Genomic DNA, 23,848 nt, shown 5'->3' on the forward strand with positions numbered 1-23,848 from the left:
TTCATATGGAAACGGATGGAAAGACCCTTCGCCGCGGCTGGACCACGGGCACTTGCGCGGCAGCCGCCACGAAGGCGGCCTGCGCTGCCCTTCTGACCGGCGAGTTTCCTTACCCTGTCGAAGTCGAACTTCCAAGCGGCGCGAGGCCGGCATTTTCTCTCGCCACCGAGGAAAAAGGTGAAAACTTCGCAAGAGCCGGCGTCGTCAAGGATGCAGGCGACGATCCCGACGTGACCCATGGTGCGCTGATCGAAAGCACCGTGCGACGGGGAAAGCCCGGCAGCGGCATCACCTTCAAGGCCGGAAAAGGCGTCGGCACCATCACCCGGCCTGGATTGCCCCTGCCGCCTGGCGAACCCGCGATCAACCCCGTACCGCGCAAGATGATCGAAACCGCCATTCGCGAAGTAGCCGGTGACGATGCCGATTTCGAAGTCGAGATTTCCGTTCGGGACGGCGAGAAAATCGCGGAAAAGACCCTGAATGGCAGGCTCGGTATTGTCGGCGGCATTTCCATCCTTGGCACCACCGGCATCGTTATCCCGTTTTCCTGCTCGGCATGGATCCACTCCATCTGGCGCGGCATCGATGTGGCGCGCGCCACCGGCTGCACCCATCTGCTCGGCGCGACCGGCAACACCTCGGAAAAGGCGGGGCAGGCAGTGTACGGCCTGCCAGAGACCGCACTGATCGACATGGGTGATTTTATCGGTGGCATGCTGAAATATCTGCGCAGCCACCCCGTCGAACGGGTAACCATTGCCGGCGGCGTCGCCAAGATGACCAAGCTCGCCCAGGGCATGCTGGACGTGCATTCCAAGAAAGGCCTGGCCGATCTTGATGCGCTGGCGGTACTCGCAACCGAGGCTGGCGGAGATGAAAATCTTGCCCTCGCCATTCGTCAGGCCAACATGGTTGCTCACGCCTTTGAGCTGGCCGAACGCGCGGGGATAGACCTCGGCGCGATCGTTGCGGAAAAAGCCTGGGTAACAGCGGCTGCCGCTTTGAAGGTGCCCGGCATCGAGCTTGATATTCTGGTGTTCGATCGTCAGGGCACGCTCAAGGGACGCACCGCCTCCACGCCGTCGCATCAGCCCTTCGCATCTTCCTTCGGGGAGCGGAACCGCCGGACATAATCGGTACTATAAAGTGCGCTCTCGCGAAAATCCGTAGAGGCAAGCCCATGCCCGACGAAGATCAGCGCCGTCCGCTCCACCGGTTCGGCCGCCAGTTTTCCTTCGATGTCGAACAACGTGCCGCGAATGACCCGCTCATCCGGCCAGGAGGCGCGGACAACGATGGCGACTGGGCAATCGGAACCATAAAGCGGCGTCAGTTCTTCCACCACCTTGCCGATGGCATGGATGGCGAGATGGATGGCAAGTGTCGCCCCCGTCGCACCGAAGGCTTTCAGCGTCTCGCCCTCGGGCATTTTCGAAGCGCGGCCCGAAATACGGGTCAGAACAAGACTTTGCGCCACTTCCGGCACCGTCAATTCCCGCTGCAGGGTGGCAGCGGCAGCAGCGAAAGAGGGCACACCTGGAGTCACGGTATAATCGAGACCCAGCCGTTCCAGCCGGCGGATCTGTTCACCCATGGCACTCCAAACGGATAGATCACCGGAATGCAGCCGTGCCACATCCTTGCCGGCCTTTGCCGCCGCAACGAACTCCGCCTCGATCTCATCAAGCGACAGTGCTGCCGTATCGACAATGCGTGCATCCGTCGGGCAATACTCGATCAGCGCCTTCGGCACCAGCGAGCCGGCATAAAGGCAGACCGGGCAGGCAGCGATAAGATCGCGCCCGCGCACCGTGATGAGATCGGCGGCGCCCGGACCGGCGCCGATGAAATGAACCGTCATTGTTGTCCTCCATGTTCGATGGCGCGGTCATTTCGCGCGTCGCTCGTCGTGGCGATGGCTACCGTCACATCGCCAACCACGAGACGCGCCGCGACCAGCCGCGCATTTTCTCCGACGGCAGCAATTGCCGCCGCTTCACTGACGCTGGGCGTCCCGGCATGATCAAGACTTGCCTGTGAAAATGTCATTGTTTTCGAAGCAGCCGCCTCGAGCTGTTCCTTCGATACGATTTCAAGCGGCAGCGCCAGACGTTTCGCCGCTTCCGCAAGACCAGCTTCTTTTGCCTTGAGCGGCGCAGTCGCCAAGCATTCAACGGTCATGCCAAAAGCAAGCTCGGCAGCGTGCACGGCTGCTATAATTGCATCCGAACCCGTGCCTTTGCGACAGCCTATGCCAGCGACAGTCACCACGGCTTGACCCAACTCCATTGTGTCACCGGCATGGCCGGACGCCAGCCCGACATGGAGCCGACAGCAACAACGCGCGAGACATCGAGACGGATCATCGAACCACCGAACCTGGCGTGGGCCGCAAGCAGCACCGCTTCCATTTCAAGCGTCACCGCATTGGCAACCAGCCGCCCGCCTGGCTTCAAGGCCTCCATAACAGCCTCAAACACGCCCGTTTCGCTGCCGCCACCACCAATGAAGATCGCATCCGGTTGAGGCAGACCTTCAAAAGCCGCAGGTGCTGCACCGATCATGACTTCAAGCCCCGGAACGCCGAATGCCTCGGCATTGCGGGCGATACGTTCGGCTCTTTCCGGATGCTGCTCTATGGCGATGGCACGGAGCGAGGGGTGCGACAGCATCCATTCAATACCAATCGAACCCGAACCGGCACCGATATCCCACAGCAGCTCGCCCCGGCGCGGAGCCAGCGATGAAAGAGTCACGGCACGGATTTCACGCTTGGTGATCTGCCCGTCATGTTCGAACAGGCTGTCATCCAGCCCCTGCACAAAAGGCAGGACGCGTGCGCCCTCAGAAGCGACGACATCGATAGCCACGACGTTCAAAGGATCGATGTCGTCAAAGGTAAAATCGACCGCCCTGATTTGCCGCCGCCTCTCCCGCTTTCCGCCCAAAGCTTCGAGCAGGACAAATTCCGACTGGCCGAAACCGGATTGAGACAGCAATTCCGCAATGAGAGCGGGCGCGCGCTCATCAGAAGTAAGCGCGATGATCCTCGCTCCGGGATGCAGATGCGGTCGCAAAAGATCGATGGAACGCCCGTGCAACGACACGCATTCGGTCGACTGCAAGGCCCAGCCAAGCCGCGCCGCGGCCTGGGAGAAGGCTGAAGGTGAGGGATAGCAGACTGTCTCCTCCGACGGTATCCGCCGCAGAAGTGTGACGCCGGCGCCATAAAAGAACGGATCGCCGGAGGCGAGCACGCAGACCCGTCTACCGCGCAACGCCACGACATCGCTCATCTCCGCATCGAACGGCACCGGCCAAGGGCGCGCCTCACCACGAATGGCTGCAGCCGCCAGTTCCAGATGGCGTTTGCCACCGAAAACAATCTCGGCCGCCTCTATTGCCGCCACTGCATTCCGACCGAGCCCATCCAGCCCATCTTCGCCTATGCCGACGATGAAAAGCCATGGCTTGCCTTTCTTTTCAGTGGAAGCCTTCTTTTGAGTGGAAGCGTTGCCCGTTCCGGAATATTCAGACGTCATGACACGCTCCATACTCATCCTTGGCGGCACGGCGGATGCCCGCATTCTGGCCGGCAAGCTGGCGATGGACTCCGGCTACCGAATCCTGCTTTCCATGGCCGGGCGTACGCTTTCGCCAGTGGAACAGCCTGTGCCGATGCGCAGTGGCGGGTTTGGCGGTGCTGCGGGTTTGGCGGATTTCATCCGCACCGGGAATTTCGATATTCTGGTCGACGCCACCCATCCCTATGCGGCGAGGATTTCCGCAAATGCCGTGGAGGCGGCGAGACTTGCCAAAGTTCCGCTTGTAGCACTTTCTCGCCCCGCCTGGGACCGCCAACCGGATGACAAATGGCAGAGGGTCGATACCATCGAACAGTCTGTTATCGCGCTCGGCGTTGAAGGCAAGCGAGTGTTTCTGGGGCTCGGCCGGCAGGAACTTCTCCCTTTCGAGGCCGCCCCCCAACACAGCTATCTCATTCGCAGCGTTGATCCGGTAGAGCCGCCGCTGAAGGTGCCGGATGCTCGCTATATTACAGCGCGCGGCCCTTTTGCGCTGGATGAAGAGATCCGCATGCTGGAGGAAAACCGTATCGGCACTGTGGTTTCCAAGAACTCCGGCGGCAACGCCAGTTACGGTAAGATCGAAGCGGCGAGGCGGCTCGGTCTGCCGGTTATCATGATCGAGCGGCCGCCACAGCTGAACGCCGCAATCCTCGATGGCGCGAACGTGCCGGATATAGCGACTGCGCTCACCGCCATCCGCCATCAGCTTTCTCTTTTCGAAAAACGCGGCGAGTAAACCAGCGGATCTTTGTCCGAACGCTCGATCAGACGGGTTTCCACCGAACCGACGATGATGCAGGTGGCCATATCCGCCATGTCGCTCGATGCTTCCGACAAAGGCACGACCCGGATGCGCTCATCCGCACGGCCTGCCGCACGGCCAAAGATCACCGGCACCGAGCCGGGCAGATGTGCCCGCAAAAGATCGAAGGCGGTGCCAAGCTGGTGCGGGCGCGCCTTGCTGACGGGATTATAGAAAGCCATCACGAATCCGGCTTCCGCAGCCGCGATCAGCCGCTTTTCAATAATGCCCCAGGGCTTCAAATTGTCCGACAGCGAGATGGCGCAGAAATCATGCCCGAGCGGCGCGCCGGCTCGTGCGGCAACCGCAAGCATGGCCGTCACGCCCGGCACGACCGAAAAGTCTATTTCGCGCCACTCGCGCGGGCCATGTTCAATCGCCTCGCAAACAGCCGCCGCCATGGCAAAAACGCCGGGATCGCCGCCCGAAACCACGCAGACCTTGCCGCCCCCGGCTGCAAGCCGCAGAGCCTGTTCGGCACGGGAGATTTCCTCGCGATTGTCAGAGGCATGGCGACGTTGGTCGGGTCTGAGCGACAGCCGATCGAGATACGGAATGTAACCGAAGAAATCCTCCGACGCCTCAACCGCGGCGAGCGCCTCCGGTGTCACCTGCGCAGAACTGCCAGGGCCAAGGCCGACAACGACCAGCCTGCCGGTCATGGCGCTTCACCGCCAGCGGGTCTGGTTTTCCAGCCAGGTACCAGAACCAGCGAAAAATAGGGGGCGGGCGATGCGTCCCGCTCGATCAGCGGCACCGCATGGCTGTTCGCCATGGTGCCGCGCTCGACATACAGCGCTTCATTAAGCTTGCCGGCCTTTTCCAGCGCCCGGCGGATTTTCGGCAGGTTGCGCCCGACCTTCATGATCACGGCGCCATCCGTGCCGGACAGACGCTCTGTCAGAACATCTTCTGCCAGCGTGCCGGGAAGCACGCTCAAGATATCGTCACCCTGCACCAGCGGTAGACCGGCCATCGACCAGCAGCCGGACATGGCGGTAATGCCGGCAACGACCTCCGCCTCATAGGAAGGCGCAAGCCGCAGATGAAGATGCATATAGGAGCCGTAAAATAGCGGATCGCCTTCCGACAGCACGGCGACATTCCGCCCGGCATCGAGATGAGCGGCAATATCCATGGCCGACTGATCGAAAAATGCGGCGATCGCACCGCGATAATCCTCGCCATTTTTGTCGCTCTCGACGGTTACCGGATAGACCAGCGGCATTTCCAGTGTGCCCGGACGAATGAAGGCCTCAACGATACCGCGACCATTGCCGCTGCTGCCTTTCTTGCAGAAGAAGGCGAGGACATCGGCATTTTCGATGGCGCGCACGGCTTTCAGCGTCAGAAGCTCTGGATCGCCGGGGCCGGTGCCGACGCCCACGAGTTTACCCTTGGAATTTTCGAAAAGAGCCGCGCTCACAGACCTGCCCTCGCAACGGCGTTGACGGCAGCGGCCGTCATGGCCGATCCACCCATGCGTCCCTTGACGATGGCATAGGGAATGCCGAGCAAACTAGCCTCCAGCGCATCCTTCGATTCCGCCGCACCGACAAAACCGACCGGCATGCCGATGATGGCAGCTGGACGTGGAGCGCCTTTTTCAAGCATCTCCAGAAGATAGAACAGCGCTGTGGGCGCGTTGCCGATAGCAACGAGAGCACCGTCCAGCTTTTCCGCCCAGAGATCGAGTGCGGCGGCGGAACGGGTATTGCCAATCGTTTTCGCAAGCTCAGGGGTGCGCGGATCGCGAAGGGTGCAGATCACGTCATTATTGGCCGGAAGGCGGGCGCGGGTCACGCCGTGGGCGACCATTTCCGCATCGCACAGAACGGGCTTGCCCGCCAGCAAAGCACCACGTGCAGCGACAACGAAATCCGGAGAAAAACGGAAATGGCTGGCCGCTTCCACCAGCCCGCAGGCATGGATCATGCGAATGGCGATATCCGCCTGATCTTCGGTAAAGGCGGACAAATCCGCTTCCTCGCGAATGATGGCGAAGGAGCGCTCGTAAATCGCATTGCCGTCGCGAATATAATCATGGTCGGTCATCGGTCATCCTGTCGAAGCGCGGCAACGATTGCCTCCTTACCCAGACGGGCAAGCAGGTCGGCAGCGTTTTCCCCGGGCTTATGTTCTTTTTCGCAAAGACGGGCAAGCCGCGAAAGCGCCGTCCTCTGTTGCTCGAAAGGTAAAATACCGTCCTGCGGGTCGCAGGCGCGGCTCGAAAACGAAAAGGCCAGACCATCGGCGGTGCCGGAAAAGGTCAAAAACGAGGGGGCGGGATGCGCGCAACCCTTTCCGCAGCCGGAGAGATGCAGTGTGAAGGAGCCATCGAGCATGGAAGCTAGTTCCCGCGATGCAAAGGCCGCCAGATCATGTGTGGGAAAGAAAGCCGAAGCGCATCCCGGCGTGCCGGGACAGACAGCGATGGAAGACCGCGCATCACCTGCCCTTGTGATGAAACCGGCACTGTCCGCAGTTTGCATCAGCGCATCGCAAGCATTCCGCGACCCGAAAAATAGCAGGCTATGATTGAGCGACGGCCGCAATGTTTCGATATCAAATGCGCGCGCCAGTCCACAGAGCCGCGACAGATCGGAAGCACGAACTTGCGCGAAAGCAGGAGTGATACCGGCAGCAAAGGTACCATCACCGGCCGCCATCAGCCCCAGGGGCGAGGAAGGCGCAGGCATCTCGCCTTGGCTCTCGCTATCTACCAGGCGGTCTCCGCAAATCGCCTTTATCGTCCGCAAATCCAGATCGCGGCCACGGGCAAGCGGTCCTTTGCCGGCCAGATGGACGAGCAGCAACAGGACCACATCGGCTGCCTTGTCGGCCTCAACAAATCCCGCGCGCAACGCCTTGCTCTCCGGACCTCCGACAAGCAATTGCCAGAAAACTCGATGATCGAGCCGCACCGCCTTCAGACGGATATCGGCCAGCAAATCGCACATGGAAAGACGGCCGCCCCCATCGATGATGACGGACATTTTGGCGGCGAGCTTTTCATGCAGCGCCAGCGCAGCAGCCTCTCTGCGAATCTCATCCGCAATGGCACTGCCATCGGCGATTTCCCGATCGTCCCGACCGGCAAGAGGTGAGGTCTCGACTGCCAGCCCGTCGCGAAGCGGCAAACCGAGCGCCAGAACATCATTCTCCAGGTCGCAGGCGCTTTCCCGCGTCAGGCCGCGAAATTGCAGGCTGCCGCGTGCCGTGATGTCTATCAGACCGTTGCCGTGCTGCTCGGCAAGTTCGCAAAGTGCTATCATATCATGGGGCGCAATATCCGCCTCGAATGCGATGCGCGACAGGTATCCGTCACCGGTCAGCATCGGGGTCGATAAGGCCGGACACGTCCCACGGCGGCCAAACGGCTGGACCGGATCGGAAGGGGCCGTCCTCATGCGCCGACCCTTTCAGAACGGGGCAGGATCAGCATTTCAAGTTCCGCATCCACCGCATTGCGGCGGCTGTGCCACAACCCGCGACGACGGGCGGATAAAAAGCGCGTCGCCATGACCTCCGCCGCCTTCGGATTTTCCCGCAGGATGAAATCGCGCACGTCCTCATTGCCGAAATAGGCGTCGTAAAGCGCCTCGATCAGCGAGGAAGATACCGCATGGGTGGTTTCCGCAAAACCGATCAGCCGGTCAACCGTCTCGGCAAATTCCGCCGCCCCGCGCGGGCCGTGCCGCATCTGGCCGGCAATGAAGCGCGGATTGACGGCGCGGGCCCGAACAACGCGCGTCAGCGCCTGCGAAATGGATCGCGCGCGCGGACGCGCGGGATCGGTCGTATCCAGCGCCACGATATCGGCAACGCCGCCAAGGAGTGCTTTTGCGGCGGAAAACCCACCGATGAAGGCGACATCGGAAGAGCCGTCGAGAAGATCGCGGCCCGGATCGTCACCGGTGTGAACGAGAAGATCGGCACGGCGCACCAGCTCGACAAAACCGGCATCCTCGAAAATCTCAAGCCCATCCGCACCACCAAAGGCATGGCTTGCCGCATCCAGATACGCCTGGCCCAGTTCCTCGCGTTCTTCCCATTTTCCGCTGGCGAGTTTCTCCTCAGTGCCCGCACCATAGGTGCCGGGTGCCGAACCGAAGATGCGTGCGGGTATATGCCCGAGTGCCACCGCCTCTTCCGCCAGCGGATTGTCACCCGGCGCTTCATCCCGCCGCGCGACGGCCTTGGCGGCGGCGTCTAGAAGAGCGATCAACGCCGGAAACATGTCGCGGAACAGGCCGGAAATCCGGAATGTGACGTCGACACGCGGCCGCCCGATACTGGCCGGCGGCAGAACCTCGATGCCTGTGACGCGACCCGTCGCCAGGTCATGGATCGGTCTCGCCCCCATCAGATGCAGCGCCTGCGCCACATCCTCGCCGCCATTGCGCAGGCTGGCGCTGCCCCAGAGATCAAAAACCAGATGTTTCGGCCAGTCGCCATGGGATTGCAGATGGTGCCGAAGCACTTCTTCGCCCGCCATGCGGCCCAGCTCGAAAGCCGTCGGCGTCGGCATGGTGCGCGGATCGGCAGCATAAAGATTGCGGCCCGTCGGCAGGACATCGAGACGCCCGCGCGCGGGTGCGCCGGAAGGACCGGGGACAATATGGCGGCCATCGAGCGCGGCAAGCAGCGCCGTTTTTTCCGCCGCAGCACTTTCAAGCCTCAGAAGATCGGTCTCGCCTTCGGGGCTGCAGCCAAAAACATGCTGGCCATCCTTGATGGCGAAGTCCTTCAGGTCGCAGAGGAAGGCGTCGATGCGCGACAGCGCCGCATCGGCATCGTCCTTTGCACCGACACCGGCATCCGCCGCAAGACCGGTTTCCAGTGCCTTCTCTACGATCAGTTTCGCCAGCCGGTCACGGCGGCGGCGGTCAAGCCCGTCCGCCTGCGCATATTCGTCGACGAGCTGTTCCAGAGCCGATTGTTCCGGCGAAAGCCCGGCATCTACCAGCACAGGCGGAACATGGCCGATCGTGACGGCAGCGATCCGCCGTTTGGCAACCGCCGCTTCGCCCGGATTGGAAACGATGAACGGATAGACCACCGGCAAAGACCCGGTGACGATTTCAGGAAAACAATCGCGGGAAAGCGCAACTGTCTTGCCGGGCAGCCATTCCAGTGTGCCATGCGCACCGACATGCACAATGGCATGCGCCCCTGCGACACGCTGCATCCAGGCGCCGAAAGCGACCAACGCATGACGTGGCGGCAGGGCAGGGTCATGGTAATCCACCCGCCGATCCTCATTTCGCCCACGATCCGGTGCCAGGGCCACGAATATCTGGCCGAAACGGGCGACGCGAAAACGGAATGCGCCGTCGGCTAGTGCGTCGTCCTGTTCGGCCGAACCCCACGTGCTATCCGCGGAGGCGGCAACCCCTTCAGGCAAACCCAAAAGAAAATCACGATAGTCTGAAAGTCCGACAGCCGCTTCCTGCTGCTCGACACAATCCAGCAAAGCCCGCGCCGTTTCGGGAATATCCGAAACCACATATCCTGCCGCGGCCAGATCGCGCAGCATTTCAAGCACGCTTTGCGGCACATCGAGACCAACGGCATAACCCGTGCGCCCCGGCGCAGCACCGGGATAATCCGGCATCAGAATGACGATCCGCCGTTCCTGTGGCGTGGACTGTTTTAATTGCAGAAAGGCAGCGATTCGGTTTGCCACCTGTTCGACGCGATCAGCCTCCGGTACATTGATGAGGCTGATGCCGCCATCAGTCCGCATCTGCTTGAATGAGATTGCGCCAGCAAGAATCCGGCCATCGAGTTCCGGCAGAACCACATGCATGGCAAGATCGGAAGGGTTGAGACCGCGCGCATTTTCCGCCCAGCCGTCCCGTCGCGTCGTCGCCATAACCACCTGAAACACCGGCACGCCGAGGCGGTCAAACAAGGTTTTACCGCTGTCGTCCATCTGACTGGCAAAAGCCGTGGCGGCAACGATGGCGGCGGGCTGGAGTTCGGGCAGTGCGGTTTCGAGAAAGCGGATCGCCTCCCCATCCTTGAGGCCGCTGACGAAAATCGGCAATGGCGCAAAACCGCGCTGAGAGAGCGCGTTAAAAAGCGCATCCACGGGCGCCGCATCGGCCGCAAGAAGCATGGAGCGGTAAAAGAGAATGGGAAGGACAGCTGCACCGGCGGGAAAACCGGCGCAGGCTTCCGCCTGATCCACGACGCCTTTACTCGGTCGGTAAAAGCCGGCTTTCGGCAGCGGTTGAGCCTCGATATCTGGCCATGCGCCACCACTTACAAGGGCAGCAAGACCAATGGCAAGCCGGTCCATATTTTCCCGCCCACCCTCGCGGAAGAAGGCGAGGACGGACGCCAACGTCTGGCGATCAACAGTCGAGGCCGCTTCGAGCTTTTCGTCTCTCTCACTGCATTCACCCGGCAGGAGCATAAGTTTTATGCCACGCCGCCGCGCCATCGTGCTGAGCTGATCGACGCCATAGCGCCAGCGCTCTGCGCCGCCGAGAATCCGGATAAGGATGACACGGGCATGTTCGGCCGTCTTTTCGATCCACAGATCGACCGACATCGGATGCCGAAGCTCGGAGAGGTTGGCGGCAGACAGGGACGGAAGCGCGCCCTCTGCCTGCCGCCATGCCTGTTCCAGCCCGGCAAGATCGCTTGCCGAAAAAGACAGCATCACCACATCTGATCGCGGCTGGTTGAGATCAACCGGCTCGATCAGGTCGTCCAGAGACGAAGATGTGGTGGCGAGAATGTGCATTTCTATCAGGCGGCCAGCATCTGTTCGATCTTTTCGCGGTTGAGGCCCTTTTCGCCTATGACGACGAGGCGGCTGCGGCGCTCTTCACCGGCCGCCCAGGGACGGTCGTAATAATGGTTGACGCGGCTACCGACTGCCTGCACCTGCAGGCGCATCGGCTTGGTGGATACTTCAACGAAACCTTTGATGCGCAAAACATTTTCCGCAGCCGCTGTCTCAGCGATACGAGCCGCCAGCGCTTCCGGATCGGTCACGGCCGGCAGGTCGATGACGAAGCTGTCGAAATCGTCATGTTCGTGGTCGAGTTCACCATCGTGATGGGTGCGGCGGTTTTCGATATCCTCTTCAACCGCAAGACCGAGGCCGATAAGCACGGCCGGATCGATGACGCCATTCGAGGCGACGACGATCTTTGCGGCCCGCGGCAAATGCTCGAGAATATGAGCCTTCGCCTTTTCCAGACCGGCGCTATCGAGCAGATCCGCCTTGGTCAGCACGATAAGATCGGCACAGGCGATCTGGTCCTCAAAAACCTCTTCGACCGGATCGTCGTGATCGAGGGCATCGTCATTTGCGCGCTGGGCGGCAAGGGCTTCCATGTCATGCGCCACCTGACCCTCGGCAAGGGCAGCGCCATCCACCACGGCAACCACAGCGTCAACCGTCACGCGGCTCTTGATGGCCGGCCATTGAAATGCCTGCACCAGCGGCTTGGGCAGGGCAAGGCCGGAGGTCTCGATGAGGATATGCTCCACCTTCGGCTGCCGGCTTAGAATCTGTTCGATGGCCGGCTGGAAATCATCCGCCACCGTGCAGCAGATGCAGCCATTGGCCAGCTCAACGATGTTTTCCTCCGGGCAGCTCTCAATGCCGCATCCCTTGAGGATATCCCCATCGATGCCGATATCACCGAATTCGTTGACGATGATGGCAAGTCGCTTGCCATCAAGCTTTTCGAGGAGACCGCGCAGCAGCGTGGTTTTTCCAGCCCCCAGAAAGCCAGTGACGATGGTGCAGGGAACGCGGTCCAGAAGGGTGCTCATGATCTCTCCTCGGTAAAATCGAATGGGGGAATGCGCGCCACCATGCCGCGCTTCAATGTGTCGGGGCGGCCGCGCCAGGGCATCAGGCCATCTGCGGAGGCGGCCAGCATTTGCGCGCCCGTGAGCAGGTCTTCCGCATCGTTGGGCGTCAGCCCGCCGAATACATAGGACCAGCCATCGGCACCGCGCAGCACGGCACTGAGGCCGCGTTTGCAATTGGCAAGGCAATTGACGGAGCGAACATCGATGCCGGAGTCACGCGCTTTTGCGATGGCAGCTTCCGCAAGGATGGTGCCGGGGCGCGGCTCCGCATTGGGATCGGTGTCGTCGCGACAGCTTCGGCAGACAAAAACGACCACGCCGGAAGCTGTGTTGACTTCCATTGTCCCGTCCGCACAAGAAGATGTTGTGGTAATATCCAAACCGTTTCGCTTTCCGCGCCTTTAAACTCATCGGGGGTGCGGATGTCGAAAACAGCGCACTGAAAAGCGCGGCTGCAATTCAATTCGACCGGCTGACCGGAGCACCCCGCCCGGGAGACGTTTTTTCCTGAAACGGCAGGTCTCCTGGCTTGCGGCTTTAAAGCACCCTGCACCACCTTCCCGGGCCAATTTTATGGTCCAGTGGCTTCATAGTGCGGGCTTACCGCTTACAGTTGCGGGGGCAGCCACGGAATGACCCGATATGGGGTGGAACCGTGTTCCCTCTTAGCTTTTCCCGTTGCCGGGAAAAGACCGTCAGTGCCTTACCCTTAGGCTGAACGGGCGTGACGGTCAATGCTGCCGGCTTGTCGATTGCCGGGTGCGGCAAATTGAGTATAGTCGCCGCTCCGAATGGCCGGGGCATACGGTCCCGCGCCTCTGGACGAGAAGGAAAACGCGATGACACGCGATATCAGCGACAGCGAAGCCGAACGCCACCGGCAGAAAATGGTCAACCGCAAGACGGTTCAGGATGCCGAAGTCGCGGAAAAGACCATCGAAAAAGGTCTGCTGATGATCAATACCGGCCCTGGTAAAGGCAAATCCACGGCCGCTTTCGGCCTTGCCCTGCGCATGCTCGGCACAGGGCGGCGGGTCGGCGTCGTCCAATTCATCAAGGGCGCTTGGTCGACGGGTGAACAGCAGGCCCTGACTTTGTTCGGCGACAGGGTGGAATGGCGCACCATGGGCGAGGGGTTTACCTGGGACACGCAGGACCTCAAGCGCGATGTCGCGGCGGCTACAAAGGCCTGGGAGGAAGCGAAAGCACTGATGGCTGACGAGACGATCGGATTGCTGGTTCTCGACGAACTGAACATTGCGCTCCGCTATGATTACCTGCCGCTGGAAGAGGTCGTCGAAACGCTTTCCAACCGTAGATCCGATCTGCATGTCATCGTTACCGGCCGCAACGCCAAACAACCGTTGATCGACGCTGCCGACATGGTGACGGAAATGACCCTCGTCAAACATCACTTCAAGGCGGGCGTAAAGGCGCAGGCCGGGATAGAATACTGACATGACTGCACGTGTGCTGATGTTTCAGGGAACCGGCTCGGATGTCGGCAAATCGCTGATGGTGGCTGGCCTTGCCCGCGCCTTCGTCAGGCGTGGCCTGTCCGTCATGCCGTTCAAGCCGCAGAACATGTCGAACAATGCGGCGGTCACTGCCGATGGCGGCGAGATCGGTCGCGCGCAGGCGCTGCAGGCGCGGGCAGCAGGCGTTCCGCTGTCGGTTCACATGAACCCGGTGCTTTTAAAGCCGCAGAGCGAAACCGGCGCACAGGTCGTCGTACAGGGTAAAATTGTCGGCAATGCCAAAGCTGCCGATTATCAGCACATGAAAGCCGGGCTGATGCCGCGTGTGCTGGAGAGCTTCGAGCACCTGAAACAACAGGCCGATCTGGTGCTGGTGGAAGGGGCGGGAAGTGCTTCCGAAATCAACCTCCGCGCCAACGACATCGCCAATATGGGTTTTGCCCGCGCCGCAGATGCTCCCGTGATTCTGATCGGCGATATCGACCGGGGCGGGGTCATCGCCAGCCTCGTGGGCACAAAAACCGTTCTCGAACGCGATGATGCCGCGATGATAGAGGGCTTCATCGTGAACCGCTTTCGCGGTGACCCTACGCTGTTTTCAGACGGCATGCGGATGATCGCGGAAAAGACCGGCTGGGCGTCCATCGGGCTATTGCCGCATTTTTCCGATGCTGCGAAATTGCCGGCGGAGGACGCCCTTGGGCTTACCGGCCCGGCGCAACAAAAGCCCGGCGCGAAAATCCGCATTGCGGTGCCGATCCTGCCGCATATCTCCAATTTCGACGATCTGGATCCGCTCGACATGGAGCCGGATGTGGAGCTGATCCGAGTGCGGCAGGGCGAGACCATTCCCGCCGATTGCCGGCTGGTTCTGCTCTGCGGTTCGAAATCCACCATAGCTGATCTCGCCGTGCTGAAAAATGCAGGCCTCGACATCGACATCAAGGCACATGTGCGCCGCGGCGGTTATGTTCTCGGTCTCTGCGGCGGATACCAGATGCTTGGAAAAACCGTTGCCGACCCTGACGGCATCGAAGGACCACCAATGACGGTCGATGGGTTGGGCCTGCTGGATGTGACGACGGTTTTGACCGGTGACAAGAGGCTCGTTTCCGTCCAGGGACAGAGTTTCGACGGAATTCCCTTATCCGGCTATGAAATGCATGTTGGCGAAACAACGGGTGCCGCGGGCAACCTGCCATTTTCGACCATTGACGGACATGCCGATGGCGCAATTTCGCCCGATGGCCGCATCCTAGGCACCTATATCCACGGCCTGTTTGCGGATGACCGCCAACGCGGGGCGTGGCTTGAGCGCCTTGGTGGGCAGGGCACGCAACTGAACTATGATGCGCAGGTAGATGCCGTTCTTGATCGCCTGGCGGCCCATATGGAGAACCACCTCGATCTCGACAGACTGCTTTCTATAGCGCGATAAGGATTGCCAGCAATCCGAACAGCGCGATCAGCAGGAAGTCTGCGATCCTCGCCAGCCTGAGCGCTGTGCGAATATCGCCAGCAACCAGTGTCGCTCTTCCGCCTTCGCCCATGAAACGAGCCTCGATCATCTGCCCGCCATAGGAGCGCGGCCCAGCCAGCGCAAAGCCCAGTGCCCCGGCCAGTGCCGCCTCCGGCCAGCCGGCATTGGGAGAGCGGTGATGCCGCGCATCGCGGCGTATCGCGGCAATTGCCCCTTTCGGTGATGCACCCTTCACGAAAAACGCGGCGACCACGAAAAGACCGCCGCTCAGTCTCGATGCCGGCAAATTGACCAGATCGTCCAGCCGGGCCGACGCCCAACCAAAGGCCTCATGGCGTGGCGAGCGATGACCGATCATGCTGTCGGCCGTGTTGATTGCCTTATAACCCGCACCGCCTGGCAGCCCCAGAATACCAAGCCAGAGGGAAGGGGCGACAATGCCGTCAGAGAAATTTTCAGCCAGGCTTTCAATCGCCGCCCGGCAGATTGCCGCCTCATCCAGCGCCTGCGGATCGCGCCCGACGATCATGGAGACAGCTTTGCGCCCACCGTCAATCCCCTCGCGTTCCAGCGCAATGGCGACGGCCTCCACATGCTGTTCCAGACTTTTTTGGGCCGGAAGTGACGCCCCAAGCACCGCAACAAGCAACAGACCAAGGGGCAATAAAAGCAGAACCGATTGCACTAACCATGCAACAAGCACCGTCAGCGCCAGAAAAACGGAAAGCGCCACGACGCCTGCCGCCTTGCGCTGCGAAAATGAAGCACTCTCCCGGTTCCATTTTTTGTCCAGCAGCGCGATAAGCGAACCGATCCAGGTGACGGGATGACCGATGCGTTTGAACAGCCAGTCCGGATATCCAGTCAGGCGTTCGATCAAGAGCGACAGAAAAGCGAGAGCGAAGAACATGGGCGATAAGGTACCGGAAAAAGCGCAGGCTGCGATCCGTCACGGCGGCAATCTCGGCAAGGCGCGCCTGATGTTTCCTGAAGCGCCGGAACCGTGGATCGACCTGTCGACCGGGATCAATCCGCACTCCTACCCGCATTCTCCCGTTCCCGCCAGCGCATTTGCCCGCCTGCCGGAGCCTGACGCGGCCGAAGAATTGAAAAGGCTGGCTGGCGCCTCTTTCGGCGCACCATCCACGGGGCATGTGGCACTGTCCCCCGGCACCCAGATGCTGATGCCATTGCTGGCTCACCTGGCACTCGAACGCGGAGCGAAAAGCGGAGCCGTGCTCTCCCCCGCTTATGCCGAACATGCCCGAACCGCGCGCATGGCCGGACTGACCGTGACCGAGGTAGACCATATCAGTGATCTGTCAGCGTACGACTATGCGGTGGTGGTCAATCCCAACAACCCCGATGGTCGCATCACGGATCGAGAAGCTTTGTTGTCGCTGGCCGAGGCGATGCGCCGCAAAGGCGGCCTGCTCGTCGTAGACGAGGCCTTTATCGAGACAGGACATACGGAAAGTCTTGCAAATGTCGCAGGGCGCGACGCGCTGGTGGTACTGCGATCCTTCGGCAAGTTCTATGGCATGGCAGGGGTCCGGCTCGGTTTTGCGCTTGCGCATCCCGACATCGCTGCGGAACTGGAGGCAAGGCTTGGCCCCTGGGCAGTATCCGGGCCGGCGCTCAACATCGCGACGCAGGCTTTGGCGGACAGGGAATGGCAATCATCCATGCGCCTCCGGCTTGCGGCAGAAGCACAGCGTATGAGTGAATTGCTGGAAAAAGCGGGCCTGAAGATTGCCGGCTGTACGTCCCTGTTTACCCTGGTGCGGGACCACCGGGCCAAAGAACTGTTCGATCACCTTGGCCTGCACGGCATTCTGGTGCGCATTTTTGATGAAAGGCCGAACGACATGCGTTTCGGCCTTCCCGGCAGCGAAGCGGAGTGGCAGCGCCTCACGGAAGCGCTGTTATCCTTCAATCATCCCTTGAACGTGTAGGTTGCAATAGAATCCGGCTTCATTTCAATGGAAAAACCGGGCAGCTTCGGCGGCATGTACGCGGCATTGCGAATATCGCAGGGTTCGATGAAATGCTCGTGCAGATGGTCGACATATTCGATCACGCGGCCTTCCTTGGTGCCGGAAACCACGAGATAGTCGATCATCGACAGATGCTGCACATATTCGCAAAGGCCGACGCCACCGGCATGCGGCCAGACCGGCAAATTGTATTTGGCAGCAATCAACAAAACCGCCAGCACCTCGTTGAGACCACCCATGCGGCAGCTGTCGATCTGCACGACGTCGATTGCACCTTCGGCGATGAACTGCTTGAACATGATACGGTTCTGGCACATTTCGCCGGTTGCCACCTTCACGGAGCCGATGGCTGCACGGATCTTGCGATGGCCGGCGACATCGTCCGGGCTGGTCGGCTCTTCAATGAAGAAGGGCTTGGCGAAGGCAAGTTGCTTGACCCATTCAATCGCCTGATCCACTTCCCACACCTGGTTGGCGTCGATCATCAGATAACGGTCGGGGCCGATCACCTCGCGGGCGATGGTGAGGCGGCGGATATCGTCTTCGAGATCACGGCCAACCTTCATCTTTACATGGTTGAAACCGGCATCTATCGCTTCCTGGCAAAGACGGCGCAGCTTGGCGTCGTCATAACCGAGCCAGCCGGCTGATGTGGTGTAGCAGGCGTAGCCTTCGTTCTTCAGCGTCTCGATACGTTCCTTTTTGCCGCTTTCGGCTTTTTTGAGGATCGCAAGCGCATCGTCCTTCGTCAGCACGTCAGTTAGATAACGGTAATCGACGATATCGGCGATTTCTTCAGGGCTCATATCGGCAACAAGCTGCCAGACCGGCTTACCCGCCTTTTTGGCCAGCAAATCCCAGACAGCATTGACGACAGCGCCGGTGGCGAGATGCATCGCGCCCTTGTCCGGGCCGATCCAGCGAAGCTGGCTATCACCAGTTAGGTGGCGCCAGTATTTGCCGGGGTTCTCGGTCACCGTCGCCAGATCGGTTCCCACCACCAGATGGCGCATCGCCTTGATGGCCATGCAGCAAATCTCATTGCCGCGGCCAATGGTGAAGGTCAGCCCGTGACCTTTCAGTTCCGGTTCGTCGGTGTCGAGAATGACGTAAGCCGCCGAATAATCCGGGTCGGGGTTCATCGCATCCGAACCATCAAGGCTCTGGGAGGTCGGAAAACGCAGGTCGAAAACTCGCAGATCAGTAATTTTGGTCATGGCCGTTCACTCGCGGTCAGTGTCAAAGGAAATCGTTCAGTCGTGATGGAAGGTTTCTTCCATCATTGCCCACCACTCGCCTTCCTTGCGGCTTTCGAGTGGTTGCTGGCAGGGAATGGTGAAAGACCACCATTCCTGGTTCTTTGGGCTTGCCGCCATCTTCGCCATATCGGCGCTGAAATCGGTGCCGTGATATTCCCAATATCCGAACAGCAGATTTTCCGGTTCGCGCAGGAAGATCGTGTAGTTGCGGATGTTGCAATCGCTGATGAGCGCCAGAATTTCGGGCCAGACGGCGGCGTGCAGTCTTCTATATTCCGCAATCATGTCCGGTTTGACGCCGATGACCATTCCCATGCGCTGCATACAAAACTCCGTTATTGCTTGATGGTGGCGAGCGCCGCACGCAGTTTCCGCTGCGGCACGTTTAACCCCAGACGTTCCGCCGCAGCGATGACCGGGACAAAACGACGGCGTTTTTTTTCATCGTGATTGCCTGAAATGTCCGCGAGCCGGTGGGCGAGAAAGGGGTTCAGGAAACGCTCCCGCACCGCACGGATATAGGCTTGCGCTTCTTCTCCCATGCCTTCTGCGGCAAAGACCGGCAGAACCTCGTCCCGCCAGAGCGTTTCCAGATCTCCCGAAAGCGCATCGTCGGCCATTGCCTGCCGCACCGTCTCGTCTTTCTCACGGGCATCCCGCAACCATCGCTCCGCCAGATAGGAATGGCCAAGATTGAGCAGGAACAGCTTCAGCTTTTCATAGCGGTCGAGATCATCAGTCAGCACCACCGCAGGGTGGGTGCAGGGCAGAACAAGGCCCTCCTGCTTCTCGATTGCCCAAAGCGCATAGGGCTCGGCAACTGCGCCAACCGGATCGATCGGCTCGGAAACGATGCGGTCTACAAGGCTGTTGGCAAAACGGCATTTCTCATTCAGGTAGAAGCCGAAACCCGCCGGCAGCTGCCATTCGTCGGCAAGCTGGCGAACAACCTCTTTCAACCGGTCGCCGTTGCGCGGAACAAGCTCGCAAGGAAAGATCGATACAGGGGCTTCCGGATTTGTCTGAAAACGTTCCAGCAGCAACAGGCAGAGCTTTGCAGGAAAACTCTTTGGTACAAGCGTGAAGTCGTCGGCAAGACCCGGCCCGTCGAACGAATCCAGCTCATAACCGCGGTCACCCGTATTGGACAGAATGACCCCTGCCCCGCAGGCGATGCGCCTCACCTCGGCCCAGTCGGCCGCCGCCGTCAGCGCGCGCGCGACAGCCTTACCTGGAATTTCCTCATCCACCTCTTGCCCGTCGCGAATGCCGCGAATGCGCACCGGATAGGGCGTGCCATCGTTCAATGCTGCCACACGCTTCAGGCTCTCAGCATTGCCGGTCGTCTGGACGATTGCGATGCGCCCGAGAGCCTCGCCTTTTTCCAGCGCCTGCGAAATGAACAAATCCGCATGGGCCAGAAGAAAGCGGCTGGTACCGAATTGCAGGATGGGTGTGTCGGTCGTCATGCGACCTCCACCATGCCCTTGATGACTCCGGCTTTCGGATCAGTCAGCCCGGCGAATTTGGAAGGCACATCGGCAAGTGTCATGCGGTGAGTGATGAGTGCCTCCGGTACCTTGCCTTCCCGCAGCGCCTGCAGCACCCGCTCGAAATCCTCCGGCGTGGCGTTGCGGCTGCCGAGCAGCGTGGTTTCGCGCTTGTGAAACTCCGGATCGTTGAAGGAGATGTCGCTGGCAACGATGGAAACCAGCACATAGGAACCGCCGTGGCCGACGAAGGAAAAGCCACGCTCCATGGCTTTAGGATTACCGGTCGCATCAAAAACGGCATCGAAGAAATCGCCGCCGGTGATATCCGACAGACGATCCTTGTCGCCCTCGCCAAGCGTCACCGTATGGGCAACGCCGAGATGGTCCTTGCAGAAATCCAGCCGGTCGGTGCGCCCGTCAATCATCGTCACCTCACCGCCATCGAGAACGGCGAAAACCGCAACCGCCATGCCGATCGGACCGGCACCGACGATCAGGACCTTCTGACCCTTTTCCACCGACCCACGACGCACGGCATGCGCGCCAATCGCCAGAAATTCGGTCATTGCCGCCTGATCGAGGCTCAATCCCTCCGCCTTCAGCACGAATTGCTGCGGAACGCTCAGATATTCGACCATGCCGCCATCACGATGAACGCCAAGCACACCGATGTTGCGGCAGCAATTGCTCTTTCCTTTGCGGCAGGCGCTGCACTCACCACAGGAAATATAGGGTATGACGGTAACCACATCGCCCGCCGAAAGACGGCTGCCTTCCGGCGCCTCTTCCACCGTGCCGGAAAGCTCGTGGCCCATGATGCGCGGATAAGAAAGATAAGGCTGATTACCGGTGAAAATATGCAGGTCCGTGCCGCAGACACCAATGCGACGAATACGCACCAGCACTTCACCTTCGCCACGGGCGGGCTTTGGTAGTTCCTTGGGGACAAGTTGACCGGGGGTCTCGCAGAAAATCGCCAGCATGCATCACCTGTTGGGAAGGGAATAAAAACGAACGGCGTTGCCGCCAAAGACGGCCGCATGGTCGTGCTCAGGCACGATTTCGCGGCAGAAGTCCAGCCATTCCTGATAGTCGCCAGCCAGCCGCAATACCGGCCAGTCACTGCCGAAGATCACGCGTTCGCCGCCGAACAGTTCCAGAATGGTTTCGGCATAGGGCCTGACGGCTTCCGGTCTCTGCTCGCCACGCTCGGTCAACAGGCCGGACAGCTTGCAATGGAGGTTGGGAAGGGTCGCCAAAGCTGCCATGTCCCTGCGCCAGTCGCCATATTGGCCCGTGGCGATAAGCGGCTTCGCGCCGTGATCGATGACAACAGGCAATTGCGGATAGCGGCGCGCGAAGGCGAGAAGATGCGACAGATGCGGCGGCAGGACCAGCGCATCGAACACCAGTGCATGTTTCACCAGCGCATCCACAGCGGCATCGAGCGCGGGATCGTCGATCCAGGTCACATCTTCCATGCCTTGCAGCATAGGCCGTACGCCCTTGAAGGCCGGATGTTTTGCCCGCCGGGAGATTTCCGCCGCAGCATCCACGGACTTCATGTCCACCCAGCCGACAACGCCCTTGATGAAATCGGTGCTGCCAGCCAGATCGAGCATGAAATCCGTATCGGCCGCACTTTCCATCGTCTGCACCAGCACCGTTCCGGAAACTCCGGCCTTTGCCAGCAGAGGAGACAGATCCTGCGGAAGAAAATCCCGGTAGATGGCAGCCAGAGACGGTGGCGGCCATTGCCCGGCACGATCCTTCATCAGCCAGAAATGCTGGTGGGCATCGATGATCATCGCTTCAGGCCTTTGTGCCGGGCACGGGTGCGCCTTCGGAAATCAGGCCACGCTTTTGCAGCTCCGACCAGAATTCGTCCGGAACAACCTGTTCGAACCATTCGATGTTTGCGGCAAGTTGCTGCGCATTGCGCGCGCCGGATACGACCGTGACCGAAGCCGGATGCCCGAGCGGAAACTGCAGCGCAGCCGCCTGCAACGAAACACCAACGTCGTCACAAACGCCCTGAAGCGCATCCACCCGCGTGATGATGTCGGCAGGCGCATCGGCATAGTTGAATTTGCGGTTGCCTGCCAGAATGCCTGAATTGAAAGCACCGGCGACCACGATCGCAACGCCGGTTTCCGCGCAACGGTTCATGAAGGCAAGGCTCTGCTGCTCCAGAAGCGTATAACGGCCGGCAAGCATGGCAACGTCGATGTCGAAAACATCCATGGCGTCGCCGACGATTTCCCACTCGTTGACGCCGAGGCCGATAGCACCCGTCGACCCTTCCTCGCGCAGCTTGCCGAGTGCCCGGAAGCCGCCGCCAGTGGTCAGCTGCTCCCAGTAGTGCTGGTGCTTTTCGCCATGCGTGAAAGAGCCGATATCGTGCACATAGAGAATATCCGGCTTCAGAACGCCGAGCCGCTGCTGGCTCGCTTCGAAGGAGCGCAGAATACCGTCATAGGAATAATCATAAACCGGGCGGAAAGGCAGCGGCGCAATATAGGCGTCCTCTTCCGGGCCCACAGTTTCATCGGGAACCATGACGCGACCGACCTTGGTGGAGAGGGTGTATTCGCTTCGGTCATGCTCCGTCACCATGGTTCCAAGACGACGCTCCGAACGCGTGTAACCGTAAAAAGGTGCGGTATCGAAATAGCGAATGCCGCTTTCCCATGCCTTGTCGAACGCACCTTTGGATTCCTCGTAGGGCGTAACGCGGTAGAGATTACCCATCTGCGCGCAACCAAGGCCCATGACCGTGACTTCAACGGCACGGCGCGGCAATTTACGTGTATCGGAGACTTTCATCGCAAGGGCTTCCTGATTTTTCGGTAGAGCGGATGTGAAAACCGTATGCGGTATTGACTGAAATCCCGCTTCTGAAATTTGTGATGCGCGCCGCTCAAAGAGCGGCGCGCCGTCATGCGTTAATAAAGAACGTTCTTGGCTTCCGGCTTCTCGATATTGTCCTTGGTGACAACAACAACGCCGGTGTCGACGAATTTTTCGACCTTTTCCTTGCTGATGAGCTTGGAAACGGTCTGGATGCCCTTTTCGCCCATCTGATACGAACCCTGAACGACGATGCCGGCCAGCGTGCCGTCCTTGACGAAGCCCTGAAGGTCCTGGTTACCGTCAAAGCCGATGCCGACAACCTTGCCTGCCTTACCGGCCTGGGCGAGCGCGCGGCCTACGCCGATTGCGGTGGGTTCGTTGGCGCCGAAGATGCCCTTGAGATCGGAATTGGCGGCCAGAACGTCGGTTGTCTGGTTCAGCGCCGTCGCCATCTGCGACTGCGAATAGAACGGACCTACGATCTTAAGGTTGGAATGCATCTGGATATAGTCGGTGAAACCGCCAACGCGTCCGATTTCCGAACCGGCACCGGCGACGTAGGACATCACGGCGATCTTGCCTTCCTTGCCAACCTTGTCGATCAGCGCCTGAGCAGCCAGTTCGCCGGCTTTCTTGTTATCGGTCGCCAGGAAGGACTGATAATATTGCTCGGAACCCTTGGCGAGCTGTGAGTCGATCAGAACCACGGGAATGCGGGCTTCCCAGGCTTTCTTGACAGCCGGAACCAGCGCATCAGGATCGGAAGGAGCAAGAACGATACCCGAAACCTTACGGTTTACAGCGTTTTCAACCATGTTGACCTGATCGGCGATGGCCGATTCAGAAGCCGGACCCTGGAAGGTCATGGTGTTGCCGGCAGAGTCCTTCATCGCCGCATCGGCGCCCTTCTGAACGTTCTGCCAGAAGGTGGAGTTGACGGTCTTGACGATGACGGCGATTTCGCCGGCCTGCACGGTGGAGACGCTCCACAGCGCGATTGCGGATGTCAGAAGGGCGGTCGTAAGCTTGTTCATTTCTTCCTCCGTGATGTCGG

Annotated in this window: 23 protein-coding genes and 1 riboswitch; of the genes, 5 read left to right on the plus strand and 18 right to left on the minus strand. The window is 60.2% G+C overall.

The genetic code is table 11. The features are described from left to right. Positions 1 to 5 precede the first annotated feature (5 nt). Positions 6 to 1,136, plus strand: a complete 1,131-nt coding sequence (locus QE432_RS12985) for a cobalt-precorrin-5B (C(1))-methyltransferase (RefSeq protein ID WP_013636983.1) — start codon at positions 6 to 8, stop codon at positions 1,134 to 1,136. Here QE432_RS12985 and cobM read toward each other — a convergent pair. Genes cobM through cbiE form a run of 3 tightly spaced genes read right to left on the minus strand, consistent with a single transcriptional unit; the run spans position 1,091 to position 3,545 of the window. After that, positions 1,091 to 1,864, minus strand: a complete 774-nt coding sequence (cobM, locus tag QE432_RS12990) for a precorrin-4 C(11)-methyltransferase (RefSeq protein WP_111782539.1) — start codon at positions 1,862 to 1,864, stop codon at positions 1,091 to 1,093. The genes QE432_RS12985 and cobM overlap by 46 nt on opposite strands. Continuing rightward, entirely contained in the window at positions 1,861 to 2,274 is a 414-nt protein-coding gene (locus QE432_RS12995) for a cobalamin biosynthesis protein (protein WP_306625937.1), read from the minus strand. Before QE432_RS12995 ends, cobM begins: the two co-directional genes overlap by 4 nt. Beyond that, a complete protein-coding gene (gene cbiE / locus QE432_RS13000; RefSeq protein ID WP_306624540.1) occupies positions 2,268 to 3,545 on the minus strand; it encodes a precorrin-6y C5,15-methyltransferase (decarboxylating) subunit CbiE in 1,278 nt (425 codons plus the stop codon). Before cbiE ends, QE432_RS12995 begins: the two co-directional genes overlap by 7 nt. Between cbiE and QE432_RS13005 the strand changes: the two genes are divergently transcribed. Further along, the gene (locus QE432_RS13005; RefSeq protein ID WP_306624542.1) at positions 3,544 to 4,326 is read left to right on the plus strand and encodes a cobalt-precorrin-6A reductase; all 783 of its coding nucleotides are present in this window, start codon (positions 3,544 to 3,546) and stop codon (positions 4,324 to 4,326) included. The genes cbiE and QE432_RS13005 overlap by 2 nt on opposite strands. On the opposite strand, the gene QE432_RS13010 is transcribed toward QE432_RS13005, so the two are convergent. From QE432_RS13010 to QE432_RS13040, 7 genes are read right to left on the minus strand one after another with little or no spacing between them, the layout of a single operon-like run. Further along, entirely contained in the window at positions 4,293 to 5,054 is a 762-nt protein-coding gene (locus QE432_RS13010; RefSeq protein WP_038492574.1) for a precorrin-3B C(17)-methyltransferase, read from the minus strand. The genes QE432_RS13005 and QE432_RS13010 overlap by 34 nt on opposite strands. After that, positions 5,051 to 5,818 (minus strand): precorrin-2 C(20)-methyltransferase, encoded by a 768-nt coding sequence (locus QE432_RS13015; protein ID WP_111803856.1) that lies wholly within the window; start codon positions 5,816 to 5,818, stop codon positions 5,051 to 5,053. The genes QE432_RS13010 and QE432_RS13015 overlap by 4 nt, the downstream gene beginning before the upstream one ends. Beyond that, positions 5,815 to 6,447 (minus strand): precorrin-8X methylmutase, encoded by a 633-nt coding sequence (locus QE432_RS13020; protein ID WP_003516424.1) that lies wholly within the window; start codon positions 6,445 to 6,447, stop codon positions 5,815 to 5,817. Before QE432_RS13020 ends, QE432_RS13015 begins: the two co-directional genes overlap by 4 nt. After that, positions 6,444 to 7,802, minus strand: coding sequence for a precorrin-3B synthase (gene cobG, locus QE432_RS13025; RefSeq protein ID WP_112153925.1), 1,359 nt, complete (start codon positions 7,800 to 7,802; stop codon positions 6,444 to 6,446). Before cobG ends, QE432_RS13020 begins: the two co-directional genes overlap by 4 nt. Beyond that, on the minus strand, positions 7,799 to 11,149 hold the full coding sequence (gene cobN / locus QE432_RS13030) for a cobaltochelatase subunit CobN (RefSeq protein WP_306624546.1): 3,351 nt from the start codon (positions 11,147 to 11,149) through the stop codon (positions 7,799 to 7,801). The genes cobG and cobN overlap by 4 nt, the downstream gene beginning before the upstream one ends. A 5-nt stretch (positions 11,150 to 11,154) precedes the next feature. After that, positions 11,155 to 12,192, minus strand: a complete 1,038-nt coding sequence (cobW, locus tag QE432_RS13035) for a cobalamin biosynthesis protein CobW (protein WP_306624548.1) — start codon at positions 12,190 to 12,192, stop codon at positions 11,155 to 11,157. Then, positions 12,189 to 12,575 carry a DUF1636 family protein gene (locus QE432_RS13040; protein WP_065688719.1) on the minus strand — a complete coding sequence of 129 codons (387 nt, stop codon included), beginning with the start codon at positions 12,573 to 12,575 and terminating at the stop codon, positions 12,189 to 12,191. The genes cobW and QE432_RS13040 overlap by 4 nt, the downstream gene beginning before the upstream one ends. A gap of 156 nt (positions 12,576 to 12,731) precedes the next feature. Then, a riboswitch (cobalamin riboswitch) is annotated at positions 12,732 to 12,946 on the minus strand. A gap of 127 nt (positions 12,947 to 13,073) precedes the next feature. On the opposite strand from QE432_RS13040, the gene cobO reads away from it, so the two are divergent. Together cobO and QE432_RS13050 are read left to right on the plus strand one after the other, a co-directional pair. Continuing rightward, positions 13,074 to 13,691, plus strand: a complete 618-nt coding sequence (gene cobO, locus QE432_RS13045) for a cob(I)yrinic acid a,c-diamide adenosyltransferase (RefSeq protein ID WP_035252400.1) — start codon at positions 13,074 to 13,076, stop codon at positions 13,689 to 13,691. 1 nt (position 13,692) lies between these two features. Further along, positions 13,693 to 15,150 (plus strand): cobyric acid synthase, encoded by a 1,458-nt coding sequence (locus QE432_RS13050; protein ID WP_113048301.1) that lies wholly within the window; start codon positions 13,693 to 13,695, stop codon positions 15,148 to 15,150. Here the strand turns inward: QE432_RS13050 and cbiB are convergent. Beyond that, positions 15,137 to 16,102, minus strand: coding sequence for an adenosylcobinamide-phosphate synthase CbiB (cbiB, locus tag QE432_RS13055; protein WP_306624551.1), 966 nt, complete (start codon positions 16,100 to 16,102; stop codon positions 15,137 to 15,139). The genes QE432_RS13050 and cbiB overlap by 14 nt on opposite strands. On the opposite strand from cbiB, the gene cobD reads away from it, so the two are divergent. Then, complete coding sequence (cobD, locus tag QE432_RS13060; protein ID WP_306624553.1) at positions 16,101 to 17,147, plus strand: threonine-phosphate decarboxylase CobD; 1,047 nt, start codon at positions 16,101 to 16,103, stop codon at positions 17,145 to 17,147. The genes cbiB and cobD overlap by 2 nt on opposite strands. Here cobD and QE432_RS13065 read toward each other — a convergent pair. The 7 genes from QE432_RS13065 to QE432_RS13095 all read right to left on the minus strand — a co-directional run bounded on the left by QE432_RS13065 (position 17,129) and on the right by QE432_RS13095 (position 23,828). Continuing rightward, on the minus strand, positions 17,129 to 18,406 hold the full coding sequence (locus QE432_RS13065; protein WP_003516405.1) for an L-fuconate dehydratase: 1,278 nt from the start codon (positions 18,404 to 18,406) through the stop codon (positions 17,129 to 17,131). The two genes, cobD and QE432_RS13065, sit on opposite strands and share 19 nt — an antisense overlap. Positions 18,407 to 18,442: 36 nt before the next feature. Then, positions 18,443 to 18,772: an L-rhamnose mutarotase gene (locus QE432_RS13070; RefSeq protein WP_003516404.1), complete on the minus strand. Its 330-nt coding sequence runs from the start codon at positions 18,770 to 18,772 to the stop codon at positions 18,443 to 18,445. A gap of 11 nt (positions 18,773 to 18,783) precedes the next feature. Next, entirely contained in the window at positions 18,784 to 19,917 is a 1,134-nt protein-coding gene (locus tag QE432_RS13075; protein ID WP_111782525.1) for a mannitol dehydrogenase family protein, read from the minus strand. Beyond that, positions 19,914 to 20,924 (minus strand): zinc-binding alcohol dehydrogenase family protein, encoded by a 1,011-nt coding sequence (locus tag QE432_RS13080; protein ID WP_306624555.1) that lies wholly within the window; start codon positions 20,922 to 20,924, stop codon positions 19,914 to 19,916. The genes QE432_RS13075 and QE432_RS13080 overlap by 4 nt, the downstream gene beginning before the upstream one ends. A 3-nt stretch (positions 20,925 to 20,927) precedes the next feature. Continuing rightward, positions 20,928 to 21,749 (minus strand): amidohydrolase family protein, encoded by an 822-nt coding sequence (locus tag QE432_RS13085; RefSeq protein ID WP_306624557.1) that lies wholly within the window; start codon positions 21,747 to 21,749, stop codon positions 20,928 to 20,930. 4 nt (positions 21,750 to 21,753) lie between these two features. After that, on the minus strand, positions 21,754 to 22,767 hold the full coding sequence (locus QE432_RS13090; RefSeq protein ID WP_038492598.1) for an aldo/keto reductase: 1,014 nt from the start codon (positions 22,765 to 22,767) through the stop codon (positions 21,754 to 21,756). Positions 22,768 to 22,886: 119 nt separating this feature from the next. Further along, positions 22,887 to 23,828: an ABC transporter substrate-binding protein gene (locus tag QE432_RS13095; RefSeq protein WP_003516397.1), complete on the minus strand. Its 942-nt coding sequence runs from the start codon at positions 23,826 to 23,828 to the stop codon at positions 22,887 to 22,889. Positions 23,829 to 23,848: the final 20 nt, after the last annotated feature.

It is taken from the genome of Agrobacterium sp. SORGH_AS_0745 (assembly GCF_030818995.1).
Taxonomy (GTDB): Bacteria; Pseudomonadota; Alphaproteobacteria; order Rhizobiales; family Rhizobiaceae; genus Agrobacterium; species Agrobacterium tumefaciens.